At 44.5% G+C, this 20,071-nt stretch carries 17 protein-coding genes; 14 read left to right on the top strand and 3 right to left on the bottom strand.

What is annotated here, in order from left to right; translation table 11 throughout:
- Positions 1-125: 125 nt before the first annotated feature.
- Genes VR7878_RS04405 through VR7878_RS04390 form a run of 4 tightly spaced genes read left to right on the top strand, consistent with a single transcriptional unit; the run spans position 126 to position 4,714 of the window.
- On the top strand, positions 126-1,685 hold the full coding sequence (locus VR7878_RS04405; protein WP_077333758.1) for a putative bifunctional diguanylate cyclase/phosphodiesterase: 1,560 nt from the start codon (positions 126-128) through the stop codon (positions 1,683-1,685).
- A gap of 46 nt (positions 1,686-1,731) precedes the next feature.
- Positions 1,732-2,688 (top strand): HlyD family secretion protein, encoded by a 957-nt coding sequence (locus VR7878_RS04400; RefSeq protein ID WP_077333756.1) that lies wholly within the window; start codon positions 1,732-1,734, stop codon positions 2,686-2,688.
- Positions 2,685-3,614, top strand: coding sequence for an ABC transporter ATP-binding protein (locus VR7878_RS04395; RefSeq protein ID WP_077333754.1), 930 nt, complete (start codon positions 2,685-2,687; stop codon positions 3,612-3,614). The genes VR7878_RS04400 and VR7878_RS04395 overlap by 4 nt, the downstream gene beginning before the upstream one ends.
- Positions 3,615-3,628: 14 nt before the next feature.
- Positions 3,629-4,714 (top strand): ABC transporter permease, encoded by a 1,086-nt coding sequence (locus VR7878_RS04390; RefSeq protein ID WP_139344016.1) that lies wholly within the window; start codon positions 3,629-3,631, stop codon positions 4,712-4,714.
- A 127-nt stretch (positions 4,715-4,841) separates the two neighbouring features.
- On the opposite strand, the gene VR7878_RS04385 is transcribed toward VR7878_RS04390, so the two are convergent.
- The 3 genes from VR7878_RS04385 to VR7878_RS04375 form a co-directional block, all read right to left on the bottom strand.
- Complete coding sequence (locus VR7878_RS04385; RefSeq protein WP_077333750.1) at positions 4,842-5,510, bottom strand: HAD-IA family hydrolase; 669 nt, start codon at positions 5,508-5,510, stop codon at positions 4,842-4,844.
- A 302-nt stretch (positions 5,511-5,812) separates the two neighbouring features.
- On the bottom strand, positions 5,813-6,328 hold the full coding sequence (locus VR7878_RS04380; protein ID WP_077333748.1) for a cytochrome b/b6 domain-containing protein: 516 nt from the start codon (positions 6,326-6,328) through the stop codon (positions 5,813-5,815).
- Positions 6,321-6,605: a PepSY domain-containing protein gene (locus tag VR7878_RS04375; RefSeq protein ID WP_077333746.1), complete on the bottom strand. Its 285-nt coding sequence runs from the start codon at positions 6,603-6,605 to the stop codon at positions 6,321-6,323. The genes VR7878_RS04380 and VR7878_RS04375 overlap by 8 nt, the downstream gene beginning before the upstream one ends.
- A 929-nt stretch (positions 6,606-7,534) precedes the next feature.
- Between VR7878_RS04375 and VR7878_RS04370 the strand changes: the two genes are divergently transcribed.
- Genes VR7878_RS04370 through VR7878_RS04325 form a run of 10 tightly spaced genes read left to right on the top strand, consistent with a single transcriptional unit; the run spans position 7,535 to position 20,066 of the window.
- Positions 7,535-7,795: an acyl carrier protein gene (locus VR7878_RS04370; RefSeq protein ID WP_077333744.1), complete on the top strand. Its 261-nt coding sequence runs from the start codon at positions 7,535-7,537 to the stop codon at positions 7,793-7,795.
- Positions 7,796-7,805: 10 nt separating this feature from the next.
- Positions 7,806-8,681: a hypothetical protein gene (locus VR7878_RS04365; protein WP_205409420.1), complete on the top strand. Its 876-nt coding sequence runs from the start codon at positions 7,806-7,808 to the stop codon at positions 8,679-8,681.
- A gap of 4 nt (positions 8,682-8,685) precedes the next feature.
- Positions 8,686-9,357, top strand: a complete 672-nt coding sequence (locus VR7878_RS04360) for a hypothetical protein (RefSeq protein ID WP_077333740.1) — start codon at positions 8,686-8,688, stop codon at positions 9,355-9,357.
- The gene (locus tag VR7878_RS04355) at positions 9,350-10,447 is read left to right on the top strand and encodes an acyl-CoA dehydrogenase family protein (RefSeq protein WP_077333738.1); all 1,098 of its coding nucleotides are present in this window, start codon (positions 9,350-9,352) and stop codon (positions 10,445-10,447) included. The genes VR7878_RS04360 and VR7878_RS04355 overlap by 8 nt, the downstream gene beginning before the upstream one ends.
- Positions 10,448-10,468: 21 nt before the next feature.
- Positions 10,469-11,851 (top strand): MATE family efflux transporter, encoded by a 1,383-nt coding sequence (locus VR7878_RS04350; protein WP_077333736.1) that lies wholly within the window; start codon positions 10,469-10,471, stop codon positions 11,849-11,851.
- 18 nt (positions 11,852-11,869) lie between these two features.
- Positions 11,870-13,441 (top strand): class I adenylate-forming enzyme family protein, encoded by a 1,572-nt coding sequence (locus tag VR7878_RS04345; RefSeq protein WP_077333734.1) that lies wholly within the window; start codon positions 11,870-11,872, stop codon positions 13,439-13,441.
- Positions 13,438-14,511: an efflux RND transporter periplasmic adaptor subunit gene (locus VR7878_RS04340; protein ID WP_077333732.1), complete on the top strand. Its 1,074-nt coding sequence runs from the start codon at positions 13,438-13,440 to the stop codon at positions 14,509-14,511. The genes VR7878_RS04345 and VR7878_RS04340 overlap by 4 nt, the downstream gene beginning before the upstream one ends.
- The gene (locus VR7878_RS04335; protein WP_077333730.1) at positions 14,508-17,549 is read left to right on the top strand and encodes an efflux RND transporter permease subunit; all 3,042 of its coding nucleotides are present in this window, start codon (positions 14,508-14,510) and stop codon (positions 17,547-17,549) included. Before VR7878_RS04340 ends, VR7878_RS04335 begins: the two co-directional genes overlap by 4 nt.
- Complete coding sequence (locus VR7878_RS04330) at positions 17,546-18,499, top strand: ketoacyl-ACP synthase III family protein (RefSeq protein ID WP_077333728.1); 954 nt, start codon at positions 17,546-17,548, stop codon at positions 18,497-18,499. Before VR7878_RS04335 ends, VR7878_RS04330 begins: the two co-directional genes overlap by 4 nt.
- Complete coding sequence (locus tag VR7878_RS04325) at positions 18,486-20,066, top strand: AMP-binding protein (protein WP_077333726.1); 1,581 nt, start codon at positions 18,486-18,488, stop codon at positions 20,064-20,066. The genes VR7878_RS04330 and VR7878_RS04325 overlap by 14 nt, the downstream gene beginning before the upstream one ends.
- Positions 20,067-20,071: the final 5 nt, after the last annotated feature.

The raw sequence follows: 20,071 nt of genomic DNA, 5'->3' as shown, positions 1-20,071 counted from the left end.
GTGGCGATCTGGTCTACGCTTTACTTAAGGTAGCATTGGATTTGACCACTGCTGAATTATTTCGTCTCTCAGGAGTATCAGGATTCACTTGAGGTGGACGCACTCCTCTAAAATGATAAATCACAATGAAACAGAAATATATGCAGACTCATCTGGAAAAAGAAATCCGGCAACGTGCTAAACGAGACTTTTTCTACATTTGTGTGATTGCGCTGATATTGTCTTGCATCTCTCTGATGACCGAAGTGGATCTGTTTGAACGGCTTTATCTGTTTAGTCGTCAACATGAACATTGGGAAATGGATGAAATTACGCTGATTGTTTTATGGTTCGGTCTTGGCGGCGTTTTTTATGCGTCTCGTCGGATGCAGGATTTACGCGCTCTGATCCATGAAGTATCAGATAAAGCATTTTTCGATCAGGTGAGCCAGTTGCCGAACCGAGTTTATTCTCTGGAGTGCTTAACGCAGATGCTACACCGAGCCGAGCGATTGGGGTGTCAGGTGGCCGTGATCTTTATTGATCTGGATAATTTCAAAATGGTCAATGATACCTATGGTCATGCCAAAGGTGATCTGTTATTGCAGGTGTTCGGTGAGCGGCTGCGTCACTCGATCCGTAAAAGTGATATTGTCGGGCGTTTAGGCGGAGATGAATATTTAGTTTTACTTGAACTGGCAAGTGAAGATGAGTTAGCCCCTATACTGGAGCGCATTAAATCAATCCAAGAAGAATCTTATCGTTTGGATGCTAATGATCTGTCGTTACGTTTTAGTGCCGGTGTGGCGATTTATCCTTATGATGGTGATACAGCAACAGATTTACTCAAAGCTTCTGATATTGCTATGTATCACTCTAAAGTGACCAGAAGAGGGCAAATTGAACTCTATACGCCTACTATGGCCGAGAAGTTATATGCCCGCTACCAGCTTGAATCTGAGCTGAAAACAGCGCTGAAAAATAAAACATTTAATATGGAATATCAGCCACAATTGTCACTTGAGAGTGAGCAGATTGTCGGATATGAAGCACTTATTCGTTGGAAGTTAAAAGGAAAACAGATTCCGACCACGCAATTGATTCAGATTGCAGAAGATACCGGCCATACGGAAGAAATCGGTTTATGGGCGTTGTATCAAGCGCTTGAAGATGCGCAGTCTTTTTTACAAGCGGATCAGCAGCTGGGGGTGAATATCTCGCCGCGTCACTTCTGGATGAGTGATTTTGTCTATCAAATTCAGCGGGCATTATCGACCTATGAATTTCCTCCGCATCAGCTTGTTATAGAATTGACAGAGTCTGCGTTAACCAATGACATATATGACGATGTCCGGGAGAAGGTCACAGCGCTCAGATCACTTGGCATTAGTGTTGCCATTGATGATTTTGGGGTTGGTTACTCTTGTCTGGGACGGTTAAAAGATTTACCAATTAACTGTTTGAAAATCGATCAGGTTTTTACCCATGCGCTGGTGAATTCAGAACGAGACCGATACATGATCTCAACATTAATTACCATGGCGAAACATCTCAATTTTTTAATTATGGCTGAAGGTGTAGAATCCAAAGAACAACTTGAGTTGTTACATCATCTAGGATGCCATATGGCTCAGGGCTATTATATCGGCAAGCCAACCTCTTTAAAAAAATTGGTTGAGCAGATGGCGTCTCCATCTGGCTTGTGACATTTTCACTTCTGACATTGCTCTATTGAATGATGGAGAAGCATCAATGCAGCGATTGATTTACCATACCATTGTGATGATCCTACTGACCGCCTGTCAGACTGATGAAGCTCACGTTGCATTGGGAACGTTAGAACGTGATCGGGTGACGCTGACTGCAACAGCGAACGAAATTATTCGTGAGTTACCGGTGAAAGAAGGGACACCGGTAACTCAGGGACAGGTTTTAGTAAAGCTCGATCAGCGAAGTCAGGATGTGCTGCTGGCACAAGCGGTCGCAGAGCAGGCACAGGCACAAGCCTATTTGCAGAAACTTACCAATGGCGAACGTCCGGAAGACATTGCGACCGCGCAGGCGGATGTCGTTCGTGCTGATGCGCGTTTTATTGAAGCCGAAAAAAACTATCAGCGCACCCGTGAGCTGGTGGCGAAGAAACTCAGTAGCCAGTCGGAAAACGATAGGGCACTGGCCAGTCGCGATACTGCCAAAGCTGAATTAAATGCCGCCAGAGAAGCATTCGCGAAACTGACCGCAGGTTCGCGGGTTGAAGATATCGAACAGGCAAAAGCAGCACTCGATGCTGCAAAAGCCGGTGTGATGTTACAACAGCACCGGCTGAGTGAGTTGACGATTGTTGCGACCCGCAATGGTGTGCTGGATAGCCTGCCTTATAAACTTGGTGAACGGGCGATGATCAATCAGGCTGTTGCTGTGATTGAAGCCGATCAGGTGCCTTACGCGCGGGTTTATGTTCCGGCACGATACCGGACTCAGTTTCTGCCCGGGCTGATCGTTAATATTCATGTTGATGGTGTTACAACGGTCTTCCGGGGAAAAGTTCGCTATGTCTCGGCTCAACCGTCATTTACCCCTTATTACGCGTTAACGGAAGAGGAGCGCTCCCGGTTGATGTATCTGGCTGAAATTGATTTGGATGATTCAGCGCAATCCCTACCCTCTGGTATTCCGGTTCAGGTTGAACTCGGAGGGCTCAGGCCGTGACAGCGTATGCGATTGAGGCGGAAAATGTTGTAAAGCGATTTGGTGATTTTACGGCAATTGAGGACGTTCGGCTGCAAATCCCGAAAGGCTCAATCTATGGTTTTCTCGGCCCGAATGGTTGCGGTAAATCAACCACGATTCGGGTTCTCACGGGGTTATTGCATCCCACTTCAGGGCAGGTCAAGGTTCTGGGGCTGGATATCCCCCGGGAATCAGAACGCTTACGACTGAAAATCGGTTACATGACCCAAAAATTCTCTCTTTACGATGATCTCTCCGTCGAAGAAAACTTGCAGTTTATCGGGCAGATTTTTGGTATGGGTCACCGGCAGCTCAGACAGCGTCTCAATGAGCAGCTCCAAACCTATGGACTGGATCAACGGCGCAAGCAACGGGTCAGCGGGATGAGTGGCGGGCAGAAACAGCGTTTATCTCTGGCCGCTGCAACCATGCATCATCCTGAACTGCTATTTCTGGATGAACCGACGTCAGCCGTCGATCCGGAAAACCGGCGAGAGTTTTGGGAGCAGTTGTTTGATCTCTCCGCACAGGGGACGACCATTCTGGTGACATCCCACTATATGGATGAAGCTGAGCGTTGTCACCGATTGGCAATTATGGATTCGGGACGGATTCGCGCCGATGGAGAGCCGGAACAACTTATGCGCGACATGGGGGTGCATGTGGTCGAAGTTCGGGCGCAAGATCTCCGGGGATTAAAAGAACATTTACTGACGACACTACCTCAGATTCGCTCAGCTGCTCAGTTAGGGATCCGGCTACGTGTGCTGATTGAACAGGATGTTGCTGCTCCGCTTGCGTGGTTGAAAGCTCAGGTGCCGACATTGACCGATGCAGAAATTGCCGTGGTTCGCCCCAGTCTGGAAGATGTGTTTGTCAGTGTCACCGGGGAGAAACGACAGTGAATTATTTATATCGGATGAAAGCAATGATGATCAAAGAGTTGCGTCAACTCTCGCGGGATAGGATTACATTCGGCATGGTAGTGATGATCCCATTGATTCAATTGATTTTGTTCGGTTTTGCGATTAATACCAATGTCCGCCACGTGCCGGTTGCAGTCGTGGATCTCAGTGAAAGTACAACCGGCAGAATGCTGACTGAAGCGGTGCGGGTGACTCAGGTTGTGGATATCACCAAGCACTATGCGACAGCCAAAGAAGCGGAACAAGCCATTCACCGGGGCGTGGTTCGGGCAGCAATGATTCTGCCGAAAGATCTTGACCAACGTCTTGCTCAGGGGCGGGTGCTGGCTCAATGGATCGTTGATGGCTCCGACACGATGATCAGTTCAGCCGTGATGGGATTACAGCATATGCCACTGAGGGAGCTCGGCTTTCAGAACGATCGCGCTCAGACTCAGGCTCAGACATTTCATGTTGCACTTTATTACAACCCGAGCCGCCGCTCAGCCGTGAATATCGTTCCCGGACTACTCGGTGTGATTCTTACCATGACCATGATTCTGTTTACTAGTGCTGCGATTGTCCGCGAGCGGGAACGCGGTAATCTGGAGCTGTTGATCACCACACCGATTCACCCGATTGAATTGATGGTCGCAAAAATTATTCCTTATATATTTATTGGTCTGATTCAGGTGGGCATTATTCTGGGATTGGGTCATATCATTTTTGATGTCCCGATTCACGGAGCATTCAGTCAGATCCTCTGGGGGACGTTATTATTTATCTCAGCCAGTCTGACCTTGGGATTAATGATTTCAACGATTGCCACAACTCAACTACAGGCGATGCAGATGACTGTATTTATCTTACTGCCTTCGATCTTGTTGTCCGGGTTCATCTTTCCTTACGAGGGAATGCCCGTGCTTGCGCAGTGGATTGCTGAAGTGTTACCCGCAACGCATTTTATGCGGATGATTCGCGGCATTGTTCTCAGAGGTGCCGATCTGGTTGATTTGTGGCGTGACACATTATGGATGCTTGGATTTACCCTGCTTGGCTTAGTGGTTGCCTCGATGCGGTTCAAGAAATCTTTGGATTGATAGGCGTCAGGTATCGTTGCCATTCAGTAAAAATGACGCAAAGAAGAAGGTTAAAGAGAAATAATGTAATGGCAAGTCAGGTTGGCTTGCCATCAACTTGCTGTTGGTTCAGCTTTTAACAGGGGAGTTATGACGGAAGACGCAACCGAAAACCTTCGCTATCTTGTTCCAGTGTCAGTCGGGTGTAGTCTGAAATCGTGCTCACCCCCAGTAATGCCTGAGCATCTTGTACCTGTGTCAGTAGCCCGATGACCGGGCATCCGGCAGCCAGCCCTGATTGTACCCCTGCAATAGCATCTTCAAACACCAGACATTCTTCAGCTTTTAAACCGAGAGCCTGCGCCCCGAGTTGGTAAGGTTCCGGATCCGGTTTTCCGCGGGTAATCTGATCGGCAGTAATGACGATTTCTGGTTTGGGTATATTGGCCGCTTTGATTCTGGCATGAGCCACCGGGTCATTACCGGAAGTGACAATTGCCCACGGTACATGCAGATGATTTAACTGATGTAGGAAATCGATGGCTCCCGTGATTGGGACGATCCCCGCAGTATCTTGTGATTCAGCCTCTTTTAACCAAGCAATCTCCCGCTCAATTTCAGCCTGAGGGTGGCCTGCCATAAATTCTGCCACTGACTCGCTGGCAGGACGTCCGTGAATATGATGCAGAATGTGCGCCGGATCGAGCGCCTGACGGGTGGCAAATGCCGTCCAGGCACGATGAACGGCTGCGATTGAATCAATGAGAGTACCGTCTAAATCGAACAGGCAAGCGCGAAAATGAAATACAGTGGACACAGGGACTCCTTGGTTAAAGTGAGCTGAATGGAAACAGGTCTGTGATGATATGCCTGTATATCATAACTGTAAGTCAGGATGACTTGAAGTCAGGTTTTGGTGAGGTGAATATATTCTGCGAGAGGTGAAATAGCGCAGCAAGCAGCTTGTTGAGAGAAATTAAGCCCCTGAAAATCAAAGGGCTTGAAATGAGCATTTGTTGTTGCGGGTCATTTGCTTAGGATGGCTAAGCGGCATGCCCCGCGCCGCGATCAATACCCGTTCAGATTGAACAAAATTCAATCATGAAAGGCCAACGGCTCCTAGTCTCTGGGGCGCCACAACATAGTTCTGACGTAAGAGAATTGTGTCAGTTTACTCATGAGGATAATGGCACAGACATGGATGGTGACCGCACCCATTGTGGCATTAGCAAAAAACTCATGGATTTCAGTCATCCAATCCTCTCCCCAGAACCAGTCGGTTTCAGACAGCCAGCCGGTTGTGGCTGTGCTCAGAATAAGCAACCACATCAGCCAGATCATCACTGCACCTGCGGGATTATGGCCGACGTGTTGGTCTTTTTTGGTCACCAGCACCTCTTTGAGATGTTCTAATGCCTGAGGTACAGAAGGCTTGAACGCCGATAATCGTGCCGGAGAACGGGCTATCAGTCCCCAAAGCAGACGAATACAGACGACAACGATAACTGTATAACCAATCCACTGGTGTAGCTGACTCCCTGCTTCTGTCAGAAAGTAATTCGATAAAAACAAGGCTGCTGTTGTCCAGTGTGTGATGCGGACGACAGCATCCCAGATGAACGCTTGTTTAGTCATCTTTTTCCTCTTTTACGACATGCATGTTTACCGGGTTGTAGTAAATCTCAACCCGGTTGTTGTGAGAGTCATATCCGTAAAGTTCATAACAGCCTGTATGGGTTTTCTTAAATTTTTTAATCTGATATCCCATTTCAACAACCTGCGCTTTGGCTGTTGCAAAAGGTATCCAGGATGATTCGGGTTGTTGAGTACACTGCGGATCAGCGAAAACCAAAGAAGAGGTTGTCGCTGTCGCGAGTAAAATAGCCAGGCGGGTCAACGTTGTTTTGGACATGATGTATGCTCCTGTTGCATCACGATTGATGGTGTCTTTCACCCGACTGATTATGGGCCGGCAAACTTAAGAATGGCTTAAGATATTCATAAGTGGCATGACCAATGAAAGTCATTTATTTATCCTGTTTGATGGGACTAAATTCTACAGTTGTCGTTTACGTTTTCAGATTGCAGCAGAATTATAGTGAATATTTATTTTTCAGAGGTCATTGGCAGATGTACAAGGTAGTATTACTTTATGAATAATCAGTATGTCATGTTATATAATTTTTATTAGTTTTATTTAATATATACCATTTGGTTTTTTTACATTATGTATGAGATTTATGTATCAATATGGCCATTAATTATTTACAACAAAGTAAATAGCGGCTAGTTATTTATGTTTTTTTGATGGTGACTCAGATATTTATGATTTTTGTGTAATTAAAAGTAACTGATATACAAGGATTTTTTATTTATAATGTTATTGTTAATTGAGTTTTTCTCATTTTGTTAGCAGTGTTAACAAGTAATAAAATTTTAATAACATAGTTATTGACATTTTTTCTCTCATTTGTAAAATCATCAATAATCTAATGCAGATTGAAAATATAAATATAAAAATATTACTTACGAATTAAAGTTGGCTCATGCTTAATATTCTCTATCTATAGTCGTTCTTGTATCGATTTTTCATTTCTATAACTTTAATCGTATGTTTTTAGTTATTCCTTTGGTTGATATGTTCTCATTTTTATCAAAATTGAGAATTTATAATTTTTTCACCTAAATTAATTGTACCTGGATATATCAGCGTTCAATGCTTTTCTATCTGTATGTGCTTATGAACAGAGATACGTAAATTCATAATCATATTTATCACTCGAATATGGTTGGGGATAAGCTCAACCAAGGCTAAGTAAAAGTTGAATAGGAAAAATAAATATGGAACAGAGCGTTATTGAAAATATTAAGTCAGTTCTAAAAAATCACTTCAATATTGATTCTGCCGATGGCTTATCGGAATCGACATCTTTGAGAGACGATCTTGGGTTAGATTCAATGACGACACTAACATTCTTAATGTCGCTTGAAGATAATATCGTGGGCTTTTCTATTGATGCAAATACACTTGAAGGACACCATGTGCAAACGATAGGTTCTCTTTGCCAATATGTAACCGAACGTTTAGAGGCTGTTGCATGATATGCTCTTTGTGAATCAGGTTTTTTTTGAAACGATGCCTCGTCGTGAGCTCCGAAAAACTCCGAGAGAGCGATTTATTACTTATCAAAAAGATTTGCATCGTATTGCTCAAGATCAAATGGACGAATCAACTTTGTTGGAAGGTGACCAATATTCTTATACAGAATTAGGGGATCATATTTTAGACAAAGCTCTAAGTTCAGGTGGGATGGATAGTGTTGACTTGACTATTTTCTCTTATTGGACACCAGAGTTTGACCCGGAACATTCGGCATTTGGTCCGTATTTTATGAACAAGTATCAGCTGAAAGGGCACTCTTTTGATGTTTGTGATAACGGTAGTCTGGCTTCTTCGACAGCTTTCATGATTGCGGACAGCTATCTCACTCGTGGTGAAACTCAAAAGATTTTACTACTTGGTATGGAGCAAAACACTATCCCTCGCAATCTTAAACAAGGTTTCCCTGTACCAGAGCGTTCCTATGCTTCTGTTGCACTTCTTACACCTGAAGAAACGGCAGATAGCACGTGGATGTTGATGGATTCCGGTCAAATCACTGAATGGGATATGTTTCAGGGAATTGATGCCTATAAAACGGTTGAGAAAATATTGGCAACTTCGGGAGTTTGTGCGGATGATGTGGTTCTGCTGACTCAAAGAACGGGACTGTTTTGCAAAAAACTCATGTTTCAAATCGATTCAGATGATAAAAAACATGAAATGGAATTTTCTTATTTATCTCCGGGGGTGACAGGGATGAATATGTTTGTCACCTTAGCGAACCAAACGTTATCCAATATTTGTAAGCCGTTCGTATTACTGATTGATCATGATGTGGAAAGTCTCAGGGTGTCATGGTCTTTATTAAAGAAATTAAAGGATTAGTTCTGTGTTTGATATTTCATATCCTTATAGTGCGAAGGAATATATGCCATTTTACTGGTCAGTTGACGAAGTGGCGAAAATGGCATTTTCAACACCTCGCCAAGTTGTCTCACGACATGGGTTTATTCTCGCCTCATCTTCTCAGTTGAAAGCCTCGGATGTACAGATTGTTGGTGATTATCAAGGCACTCTGGACATTCAGGAGGCTCAAATTATTGAACCCAGCTCATCTCATTTAAAACGTCATGATCTGCACTTGTTGAAAGTGCAAACACACCACAATGATGAGCTTTCATCTGATAACTCTGCGCTCTATCACTATCAAAAAGCGATTGTTTTACAGCAATTGTATTGGATAAAGCAGTGGTCTTCGATACTTATTGAACATACAGCTCAGCGTGTTATTGGTGATAAAACGCTACTTTCTGTTTCTTCGGTCAAACTACGGCTGGCTGAAATATTGCAACATCATGCATGGTTGTCGCTGACCGTAGACAATTTAAATGGAACGCTATCACTTGATATGAGTGAACATCTTGCCGATGACATCGATAAATTAGTGGATATGTTAATCAAAACTGCTGGCGGTCGAGCTTTACTGCATAATGGTTTAGTCGATATGCAATATATTTTTCGTTTGTTGAGTCAGATCTATTTGAGGAAGAACCATGATTGATTGGAATGATACGGCTGCAAGCCGCCATTATGAAAAAAAATGGTTGGATTTGGCTGCAATATTTCGAGCTTCATCACTCGATGTGCTTGAAAATCGTGATGTTATTTTACAACATCTTGATGCTCCTGGCTTTGAGTGTGTATATGCCGATCGGGATAGTTCATGCTTTGAGCGAGCGACTATGTATGAAGCTTTGTCTTACGGTGATCCGAGTGTTCTGCTTTCTTGTCCCGGGCCATCTTTATCTGGGATTGTCGTACGTGAATTAGGCTCAAAAGCACAGCAGGAATATTTTTTTGACCATGTGTCTCATACCAAGGCTCGCACCTGTATGGCAGTTACTGAGCCGGGAAAAGGTTCAGATGCCGGAAATCCGTCTTCGTTATTGAATCAAGAGCAAGAGCTTTGTGCCGAAAAATGGCTGGTGGGTAACGGACGAGAAGCAACAATGGGGACGATGGTCATTCGTACCGGTCCCGGGCCTTTCAGTATTGCGGTCATTTTATTAACCCCGGAAGTTCTGAGTCATGCTCGGGCTTACCGACAGTTGCTTCCTGTTTCTGCCTTGCAGGGTGCCGGTTTGAGTCATCTCTATTTTGACCGGGTTCCCTTACCAGAAGAAGCCATCCTCGGTTTACATAAACGTCCTTTAGAGCGAGGTATGCATGCTGTCATTAAAACATTTTACCGAATGAGACCCTGTGTCAGTGCGATGGCTCTAGGTAGTGCGCAAGCACTTTTGGATGCTGCGCTACCATATCTTAACCAGCATGAGAAAAAAGAGTTGCATCAGACATTACAGAGTAAATTGGATGTCGCCAGACAGCTCAATCATCGAGCTGCAATGTGTATCGATGATCAAATCATGGATGGCAGTGCCGTTTCTTTAGCCAAGGCCTGTGCAACAGAGATTGCTGAAAAAATTGCAGTGATGCTACCTCAACTAGTTGGTACCTCTGTCTATTTAACTGATGTATGGTTGCAGAAAATTGTATCCGATATTCAAGGATACGAATGGATGGAAGGTAGTATTGATATGCAGAGATTGAACATTATCCATAGTCGCGTTCAATCTGATAAGAACCATTAATTAATAAATATAGAGTATATAATGACTGTTCTATCCATAAATCAGCAGCTCAGGAATGAAAAATATCAACAGTTGAAATTAGTTGATTCATTATGGAATACAACGATGACACTGATGTTAACAATGGCTATTTCATCTGTTTCAGTCCTCATTAATGTTGGTGTCGTTAGTCAGAATTCATCGGAAAGCTTATATATTCTTGGGCTTTTTTTACCACTGAACTATATTATGATGGCCATCCATGAAGGACTACGTATTCCGATACTGAAATATGGTTCTCAACATGAAATATATAGTGCTAAAGAAATAGGACAACGGCTGTTAATACTCTATTTTATTTTGTTTCTGCTAATGTCAGCCCTGATTTTATTGATCTGGGCTTTTCAGGGGATGGCAGTTGAGTTCTTCCATGTCATCCCTGCTCAGCAATATCTGGCTAAGAATTTCATTCTATTGATGTTGACAGTTGGTATCATTATCGGCTTTGCGTCTTTGACAATGTCGTGCCTTTTTGGGCTTGGACTCAATCGGTGGGCTAGTTTCTTGGGTATTTCAGGAACCCTGCTTAATATTTCTGTAACCTGCTGTGCCGCCAATTTTTGGGAGCAGGGGCTCTACAGTTTAGTTTGGGGAGCAGTGACTGGCAGTGTCTATTTATTCTTATCAAGCCTTTTATTACTCTTAAGTAAGAATATTCGATTCTCTTTGCATGGCATTCATAATGTATTCCGAACGGTTATGATGGATGTTGTCCGGATGGGGATCCCAGTTATGGGGAGCTTTCTACTTCTCTTTGCCTTTCTCTCTTGTTTTAACTTTCTTGTTTCATTCTATGGTGCTAGTGATCTTGCTGGATTCGGTATCGCCTTTCGGATTCAGTCTTTTATCATTATTCCGGCAATCGCTTTGGGAACTGCAATGGCTATCCATGCCAATAAGGCTGTTTCGTTACAACACTTCTTGCGAGCTCGGCAGATATTTTTTATTGGCCTAGGCATGTCCGCATTGATTTATCTGGTTATTAGTCTGATTTTTTATTTTTTTCAACATCGATTTATCGAGCTCTTTACCTCTAATGCTGTAATTATTGATGCAGCTGGTAATTATTTTAACCATGTTTCTGCTTCTTATTTAAGCCTCGGTGTTGTCTTGACGTTGATGACAGCTCTGGAACAAACAGGACAGGGGCTAAAGATATTTTTCATTAATATTACTTTTTATTCTTTAGAGGTTGGTTTTGCAGCATTGCTTGGTTTAAATCAAGTCGATACCACGCGCATTTACCTTGTTATTTCAATCATGAACTGGTTGTCTTCTCTTTATTTATGTTTCGAAATTGGAAAGAGATTATTGGCAAAACCAGTCCCGCATATTTCAGGCGGGACTTTGAGGCACCAGTCATAAATATATCGGGAGATATAAATGAATCATAATCTTGTTGAGGTTGTGAAGGATGCGGCAGAAAAGTATCCTGAAGATATTGCTATTATATTTAAAGATCAAAAACAGACTTATCAGGAACTCTGGACGCGGGTTTGCGAGATTGCAGCTGGAATGCGTGCCTATGGGCTTGCGTATAGAGATCGTGTCGTTATCTGTCTCGGGAATCATCCTGATGCAATAGCAATCTTCTGGGCGGCGCAAAAGATCGGTGCCTGTCCTTCTATCGTCGCAGCGGATACACCGCATAATAAACTGCTCTATATTTTGAAAAACAGTGGTGCCAAACATTTCTTTACCACGAAGGCTGATGGATATTCAGCGGCAGAATTGAATGGGTTGCCGGAGCTGACTTGGGTCATTGGTTGCCATGAGCAAGCGGTTACACAAGAAAAATCAGTTAGATTTGTTGATTTTATTCGATCATCAGAAGATGAAATATTACGCGAACCTGATGCAATTAGTGTTGATTTGGCATCGATTATCTATACTTCCGGTTCAACCGGTGAGCCGAAAGGGGTGATGTTGAGTCATCAGAATATGATGTCGGCAACGCGTTCTTTGGTTACTTATCTTGGTTACCGGAAAGATGACCGGATCATGGCGGTACTTCCCGTTGCTTTCGATTACGGTCTGTATCAAATCATTATGGCTTTTTATGTCGGAGCCTCTGTCGTGCTAGAAGCCGATGGTGTGCTGCCACCCGTCGTGCTTCGCCATATTCAGCAATATCAATGTACGGTTATGCCGGGTCTCTCGTCATTGTATGCATTACTTGATACCTATGCTTCACGTGGTTCATTTGATCTGGGGTGTGTTCGGCTCGCTTCAAATACTGGCATGGCATTACGTTGGCAACATATTGAAATGCTAAAGCGTCTTTTCCCGGCAGCTGAATATTTCTCAATGTATGGCTTAACCGAATGTAAACGGTGTACTTACTTGCCACCGGCAGATTTGGAACGTAAACCTGACAGTGTGGGGATTGCGATCCCGAATATGCAGATCATGGTGATTGATGAACATGGGCAGCCCTGCCCTGAAGGTGTTGTCGGCCAGTTAATTATCCGTAGTGATATGGTGATGCAAGGATATTGGCGTAATGAGCAGGCGACCGCAGAGAAAATTGGTATCCATCCAGTTTATGGTGATAAATGTTTATATTCAGGTGATTACGGTTGGCTGGATAGCGATGGGTACTTCTATTTTGTTGGTCGGATGGATGAGGTTGCCAAAATCCGTGGGCGAAAAGTGATTTTCAGCGAAGTAGAAAAAGCATTATATCTGCATGATGACATTATTGAAGCCGCTGTCATTGTCAGGACATCGGAAGATGAAGCTGAATCCGATATTATCGCTTTCTATGCCACGCAGAATGGGCAGCAGCTCAATGAATTTGAATTAAAACAGTTTTGTGGCGGCATTCTTGAGCATTACCAAATTCCTCAAGTATTTATCCATATGACAAACTTGCCGAAAAACGCCAACGGTAAATTCGATAAGCACCGGCTTCGTGAACGCTATCAGGAAAAACTTCAGGGAAATACCGTATGAAAATGTGGCGTATCCTATTGATTTTCGGTGTTATTCTTTCGGTGATGTTTGCTGGTATCAGTTTGAGTTTGACAACAGCCCGAAACGATATGGCTGGTGAAGAGACGGGCCAGCCTTCGATGATGCGTAAAGGACCACCGCCGGCGCTGGTTGATGTCAGTCAGGCTCGGCTCACCTCGTGGAACAGTGAAAAACAAGTTTTGGCTACAGTCAAATCAAAACACTATCTGAATGTACTAGCTGAAGTCTCCGGAACCATTACACAAGTTGCCCCCGCCGGTTCGAGAGTTGCGAGTGGTGAAGCCTTATTTCATCTGGACTCAAGAGCTGAAGTTGCTGAATTGAAAGAAAAGGAAGCCAATCTGAAACTAACACAGCTTAATGCTGCAAGAGCTGACTCTCTCGCATCGACTCATTCGGTTTCGAAAGCGGATCAACAATCAGCACATGTTGATTTTGCCAAAGCGGTCAGTGACCTTGAAAGCCTGCGTAATACCTTACGTAAAATGATGGTTAATGCACCATTTCCCGGGCTTGTCAGTCTGCATGATTTGGAAGTCGGACAATCAGTATTATCGGGAGAGAAACTGTTTTCTTTCTACGATCCCGACCATTTGTATGTGGAATTTAGCGTTCCGGAACAGGATGTGCGTTTTCTTCATCAGGGGATGACTGTTCAGGTGAAAGATAATCTGAGCGGTTACGTAGGAAAGGCGACAATTTCTTTGATTGGAACCGAAGTCGATACGGAAAGCCGAACACTGACATTAAGAGCAGCGCTTGAGAACGGCAACTTTCGCTATGGATCCAGTGTCCGAGTCACTTATCCGTCAAGTGAGTCGAAAATGAGTCTCGTGGTTCCACGTATGGCGATTAATTACAGTGCTTATGGCCAGTCCGTCTTTGTGGTTAAGAATAATCATGTTGAGTTACGTTCGGTGATTACGGGTGACAGCTATGATGGTCTCGTCCAAATAGAACAAGGACTAAAAGAGAACGATATTGTGGTGACGGCAGGTCAGATCCGCCTTTATCCGAATGCACCGGTTCGAGTTGGAGAATCTCAGTGAGAGTTACGGATATTTGTTTACGTCGTCCAATTATTGCAATCGCGCTGAGTTCGCTGGTATTTATTTTCGGTCTGTTTGCTTTAGGACAATTACCCGCAGGGTTATATCCGAAGGTGGATGTGAGTGATATTAGCATCACGTCTTATTACCCCGGGGCGTCAGCCGAATTAATGGACGGGCGGGTGACGTCGGAGATTCTTTCTTCGATCTCGGGAATTGACGATGTTAATTATGTGACCAGCACATCCGAGACAGGGAAAAGTGAAGTCATTGTTCATTTGAATATTGGTAGTGAGCCGCAAAAAGCACTGACTAATATTTTAGAGCGGGTTAATGCAATCTCCCGTTTCCCGGCCGATATGGATCATCCGCAAGTTTTACGTAAAGAGCCGGATAGGGCTCCGGATCTGGCATTCACCTTTACCAGCGAGACGATGAAACCTGCTCAGGTTTCAGATTATCTGGAACGGGTACTCAAACCGAGGCTGGAATCTCTCAAAGGCGTTGGTCGCGTTGAAATTCTAGGAAGCCAATATGCAATGCGGGTGCAATTGGATCCTGAACTGATGGAACGCTACGGCGTGACGGCTATGGACATTAGCCAAAGTCTGAAAGCGGAGAATTCCCAGTTAAATGCAGGTGTGTTGCACCATGAACAACAGCGTTTTCAACTGATTCCGAATACCGGTTTATCAACGGTTCGTGATTTTGAAAATTTACCGATTTCGGTCAGGGAGGGAGCGCCTTCAGTTCGGCTGAGTGATATCGCCAAAGTTGAACTGTCTGGAAGTCAGCCACAAATTAAATCTGTCTATAATGGCAAGCCTGCAACAACGGTTTTTATTTACTGGCAGTCTGAAAGCAATCCATTGCGGGTGGCTGACTCCGTACGACAGACTGTTACGACACTTTCGCACAGTTTTCCGTATGACTTGAAAGCAAATTTACTGATTGACAGTAGCCAATATATTGCTGATGCCGTTTATGAGGTATTTCTGACTATTTTGTTAACTTGTGCTGCTGTGACGCTGGCGATTTTCTTTGGCTCGGGCACATTACGAGCTGTGGCGATTCCGGTGATTGCTATTCCTTTATCGTTAATCAGCGTCTGTTTGCTGATCTATTTGCTGGGATTTTCAATTAATTTGCTCACGTTACTTGCCATGGTATTGGCGACGGGGCTGGTTGTTGATGACGCAATTGTTGTTCTGGACATCACACTCCAGAGAATTCGAAGTGGTGAATCACCTTATCAAGCTACTTTGAAGGGCGTGCGGGAGATCGCATGGTCGCTGATCACGATGACACTGACGTTAGCGATTACTTATATACCGCTGGCTTTTATCGGTGGCATTGTTGGTAAGTTGTTTTCTGAATTTGCGGTGACTTTGGCTGGGGCGGTCATTATTTCAGGGATTTTTGCCCTGAGCCTGACTCCGGTTATGTGTTCACGGATGTTATCGCAAGATCATCAACATGCACCGATGGTTATTCGTGTCGAGTCATTTTTTTTGAAATTAAGAAAACGCTATGAGCGTTTACTGGCTTCGATTCTTAAATTCGGCAGTGTACCGTTGTGGCTATGGTTTTTTTCATTGATCGGGGTGGTGAGTTTATTCTGGAGCTTACCGCATGAATTGGCACCGAAGGAAGACCAAGGCAATCTGATGGTGATCGCTCAGGGAACGAGTGCTATGGATGCTCATTATATTGAAGCGCAGACTCCGAAGCTGGAAAGTATCTACCATTCAATTCCGGAGATTGATAATTTCAATTATGTTGTTGGTGTGCCGAAAGATAATCAGTTGCTATCGTTCGCTCGGTTGAAAGACAGACAAGACAGACAACGCTCGGCATTAGAGATTCAACCAGAACTGCAACACAAGCTAACAACCATTCCGGCTTTACAATCCGTTGCTATTTTGCCGTCGTCGATTCCGGGCAGCGGTGGATTACCATTCCAGTTTGTTCTGAAAGATGAAGAAAAGGATTACGCTAAACTGGATGCACTCAGTAACGCGATGCTCAGACGCTTGCGTCAAAGCGGCATGTTCCTTTTTGTGACGAAAGATCTGAGGTACGACGCACCGCAACTTCGAATGCACCTTGATCGGGACCAATTGCTCAAAGCAGGGATCTCTGCATCGGATGTCGGCTATACCCTGAATCTGGCTTATGCCAATGCCAAACTACAGCCATTTACCTATCAGGGACGTACTTATGATGTGATGGTTTCTCTCAAAGGTGCTGATGACTCGGATATCCGTACACTGATGGATCTGCGGGTGAGGAGTAAAGACGGTACATTGGTTCGATTGGGGAGTTTACTGACTGATGAACTCCGTGTCGTTCCTGAAACGCTGAATACATTCCAGAAGCAGGCGTCTGTAACCTTGCAAGGTGTTCTGATGCCGGGTGTCGGTCTTTCCGATGCGGCTCAGTTCTCCCGACATTTACTCGCTGACTTTAAAGCACGGGGGGTCACATCCGATGTGTCTGGCGAAACCCGGCAAAGTGAAGAAGAAGGACAGAAACTACTCTTTACATTCGGTATTGCTATTTTGGGAATTTATTGTTTATTGGCACTACAGCTGACAAGTCATTGGGATCCGCTGATTGTTCTGCTTGGTAGTGTTCCTTTCTCTGTGTTGGGCTCATTAGCAGCTTTGAAATTCTTTGGGTTACCTTTGGATTTATTTACGCAAATAGGAATGCTGACGTTGGTCGGATTGATCAGTAAGCAAGGGATTCTGGTTGTGCAGGCTGCTAACTCATTACATGAACGGGGACTTTCTAATATTTATCTGGTGATTCTCCGTGCATCTGCTTCTCGGCTGAGGGCGATTATTCTGACGACCCTGACAATGGTGCTGGGGGCTTTGCCGTTGTTACTTGCAACCGGTTCGGCTGAACAGTCTCGTTACGAATTGGGGATTGTCATTGTCACAGGGATGGTTGTTGGATCAGTGATGACATTATTCATCCTTCCTTCCCTTTATATCTTTGTATATAAGAAACGGATCAATTCACATATATGAGTTTAACGATAGATCGCATCGGCGTTTATTTGCCGGAACAATGTCAGGCGCTGCAACATCTAGCGCTTCAATCACCGCTAAATAGCGAAGAGGTGAAAGTTTATCAACGGTTTTACGGCTTGGGGAAAGTCGCGATCAGTGATGTCTCTTTAGAAGAGATGATCATCCGAGCGGCTCAAGAGGCTATCAGTAAAAGTCAGTTCTTTAGCGAAGATATTGCATGTTTGGTTCATGCTCATACCGCTCCAGAAACATGGCCTTATCCGAATGGGTTGTTGACCAAGATATGTCGTCGATTAGGGCTTCGGAATGCCCACTGTTTGGCCGTGCATTCTAATAATTGTGCCTCGACGCTGAATGGGCTGATGACCAGCCGGAACTATCTGCAAAGTTCATCTGCGAAAGCTGTATTGATGGTGACAGCCGATTTGACTTTCAGTGGTATTTTACAACAGATCCCCAATACGACGATATGTGGTGATGGTGCCTCAGCTTGTGTTCTGAGCTTGGACGGGGAAGGGGCAGCAATTCGTTCACTGGAGATGTGCTATTACGGTAATCACTCTCGGGGCAGTTGGCAGTCGGCCGAAGAGCAGGCTGAATTCGAAAGTCTTTATGCGGGCAGACTCGCGGAGGTTATGCAGCGAGCATTGGTCTCTGCCGGGCTGACCTGGCCCGAAATTCGTTGGGTGTTTCCGCATAACGTAAATGCTATTTCATGGCGAGAGGTTGCAGGTCGCTTGGGTATACCTATGACCCAAATTTTTTTGGAAAACTTATCCGAGTATGGCCACTGTTTTGGCGCGGATATTTTCATTAACTGGAATACAGCCCAGAATCGCTTGCACTGCGGAGATTATATCATGGTTGCGACGGTAGGATTAGGTGCCGTGTTTGGTGCCGCGGTGTTTCAAGTCTCGAAGGGAAAACATATTCATGACAAAGCATAATCACTTAGGGACACAGTTGGCAGAGGTTATCGACAAATATGGCGAGCATCTGGCATTAACCATTGATCGTGAAAGTTATACATATACTCAACTCCATGACATTGCAGAATTGATTGCCCGCAGTTTCAGTGATGCATCCGGAAAATACTGTGCAGTATTTGGAGATGGTTACATCGGGGCTTATGCTGGGTTGATGGCTTGTATGTGTTACGGGAAAACATACCTACCGCTGAATCGAGATGAATCCGGAGAGCGGCTGGTTTTATTGGCTGAATGGTCAAAATTTGATGTATTAATCGTTTCGTCTCTGGAGACAACATTTCTCAATGAATTGCTTGAGCAGGTTCCACAATCGATCACAGTCATCTTTGTGGATGTATTTGATGTACCGGATTGGTGCCATGGCATTGAAAGGCACCGTTTTCTTGCTCTTGCTGATTTACGACAATGCCCGCAAGCTACTTACAGCACCGCAAATCCAGATGCCTATCTGATGTTTACATCCGGTAGTACCGGAACACCGAAAGGGGTACAGGTTTCTCATCGTAATCTGATGAGCTATATCACCAATACCGTAAACTTGTATCAACCCAATCATACGGATCGTTTTTCATTGCTGGCACCATTGAGTTTCGACTTTTCTGTTCATGATATCTGGGTGCCTTGGGCTGTTGGTGCGTCCACGCATTTTTTCAATCCAAAGGATCATGTTGCTTTGGGGCCATTTATTCGGGAGAAACGGCTGACTTTTTGGGCAAGCGTGCCATCGACAGTTTTGTTTCTCCAACGATTGAAGCAACTGACGCCCAATGCTTTCCCCGATCTTCGTCAGTCATTATTTTGCGGAGAACCACTGTTACACGGTATGGCAATGAACTGGAGTCGTGCTGCGCCTGCATCCCGTATTGATAATATGTATGGGCCAACGGAAGCAACGGTTGCTGTCGGAGGATATCGCTGGTTGCCGGATGATCAGATAGATATGAGTTCAGTTGTGCCGATCGGGACACCTTATCCCGGTATCGTTTTCAGGTTGGGTGATGCCCGTACCGGTGATAAGCATGACGGCGAACTCTGGATTAGTGGCGATCAGGTTGTACCGGGATACTGGGACGGTTTACCCACCTCGACTGATTCGTTTTTTTGGGAAGACGGCCAGTGTTGGTATCGGACAGGAGATTGGGTGAGATATACCGAAGACGGTGTATTTCACTTTTCAGGCCGTTGTGATGATCAGATTAAAGTTCATGGCCACCGTCTGGAAAGGTTAGAAATTGAATCTGAATTACGTAAAGCCGTTGATGTGGATGATGTGGCTGTCGTCGGCTGGCCGGTGGTCGAAGGAAATAGCGTCGAAGGATTAGTTTTCTTCATCGCTTCGGAACATGGTTCAAATATTGAACTCAGGCAGCAATGTATGAACAGAATGCCTCGGAATATGTGGCCAACAAAACTGGTATTAGGGGCTATTCCTAAAAATCGTAATGGGAAAACGGATTACAGGATGTTAAAAGAAATGTTGAAAGATAATCAGCAAACACAAGCAGTATCGCTCGCTCGGAGATAGTCAAT

This window comes from Vibrio ruber DSM 16370, assembly GCF_900163965.1.
Lineage (GTDB): Bacteria > Pseudomonadota > Gammaproteobacteria > Enterobacterales > Vibrionaceae > Vibrio > Vibrio ruber.
Note: the sequence above shows the minus strand (reverse complement) of the source record. Positions and strands in the feature narration are given on the sequence as shown.

Excerpts from the sequence above, each read along its gene's own strand:
- VR7878_RS04380 (WP_077333748.1), bottom strand. The coding sequence starts at position 6,328 with ATGACTAAACAAGCGTTCATCTGGGATGCTGTCGTCCGCATCACACAC.
- VR7878_RS04330 (WP_077333728.1), top strand. The coding sequence starts at position 17,546 with ATGAGTTTAACGATAGATCGCATCGGCGTTTATTTGCCGGAACAATGT.
- VR7878_RS04355 (WP_077333738.1), top strand. The coding sequence starts at position 9,350 with ATGATTGATTGGAATGATACGGCTGCAAGCCGCCATTATGAAAAAAAA.
- VR7878_RS04325 (WP_077333726.1), top strand. The coding sequence starts at position 18,486 with ATGACAAAGCATAATCACTTAGGGACACAGTTGGCAGAGGTTATCGAC.
- VR7878_RS04340 (WP_077333732.1), top strand. The coding sequence starts at position 13,438 with ATGAAAATGTGGCGTATCCTATTGATTTTCGGTGTTATTCTTTCGGTG.
- VR7878_RS04405 (WP_077333758.1), top strand. The coding sequence starts at position 126 with ATGAAACAGAAATATATGCAGACTCATCTGGAAAAAGAAATCCGGCAA.
- VR7878_RS04370 (WP_077333744.1), top strand. The coding sequence starts at position 7,535 with ATGGAACAGAGCGTTATTGAAAATATTAAGTCAGTTCTAAAAAATCAC.
- VR7878_RS04400 (WP_077333756.1), top strand. The coding sequence starts at position 1,732 with ATGCAGCGATTGATTTACCATACCATTGTGATGATCCTACTGACCGCC.
- VR7878_RS04350 (WP_077333736.1), top strand. The coding sequence starts at position 10,469 with ATGACTGTTCTATCCATAAATCAGCAGCTCAGGAATGAAAAATATCAA.
- VR7878_RS04390 (WP_139344016.1), top strand. The coding sequence starts at position 3,629 with ATGAAAGCAATGATGATCAAAGAGTTGCGTCAACTCTCGCGGGATAGG.
- VR7878_RS04375 (WP_077333746.1), bottom strand. The coding sequence starts at position 6,605 with ATGTCCAAAACAACGTTGACCCGCCTGGCTATTTTACTCGCGACAGCG.
- VR7878_RS04345 (WP_077333734.1), top strand. The coding sequence starts at position 11,870 with ATGAATCATAATCTTGTTGAGGTTGTGAAGGATGCGGCAGAAAAGTAT.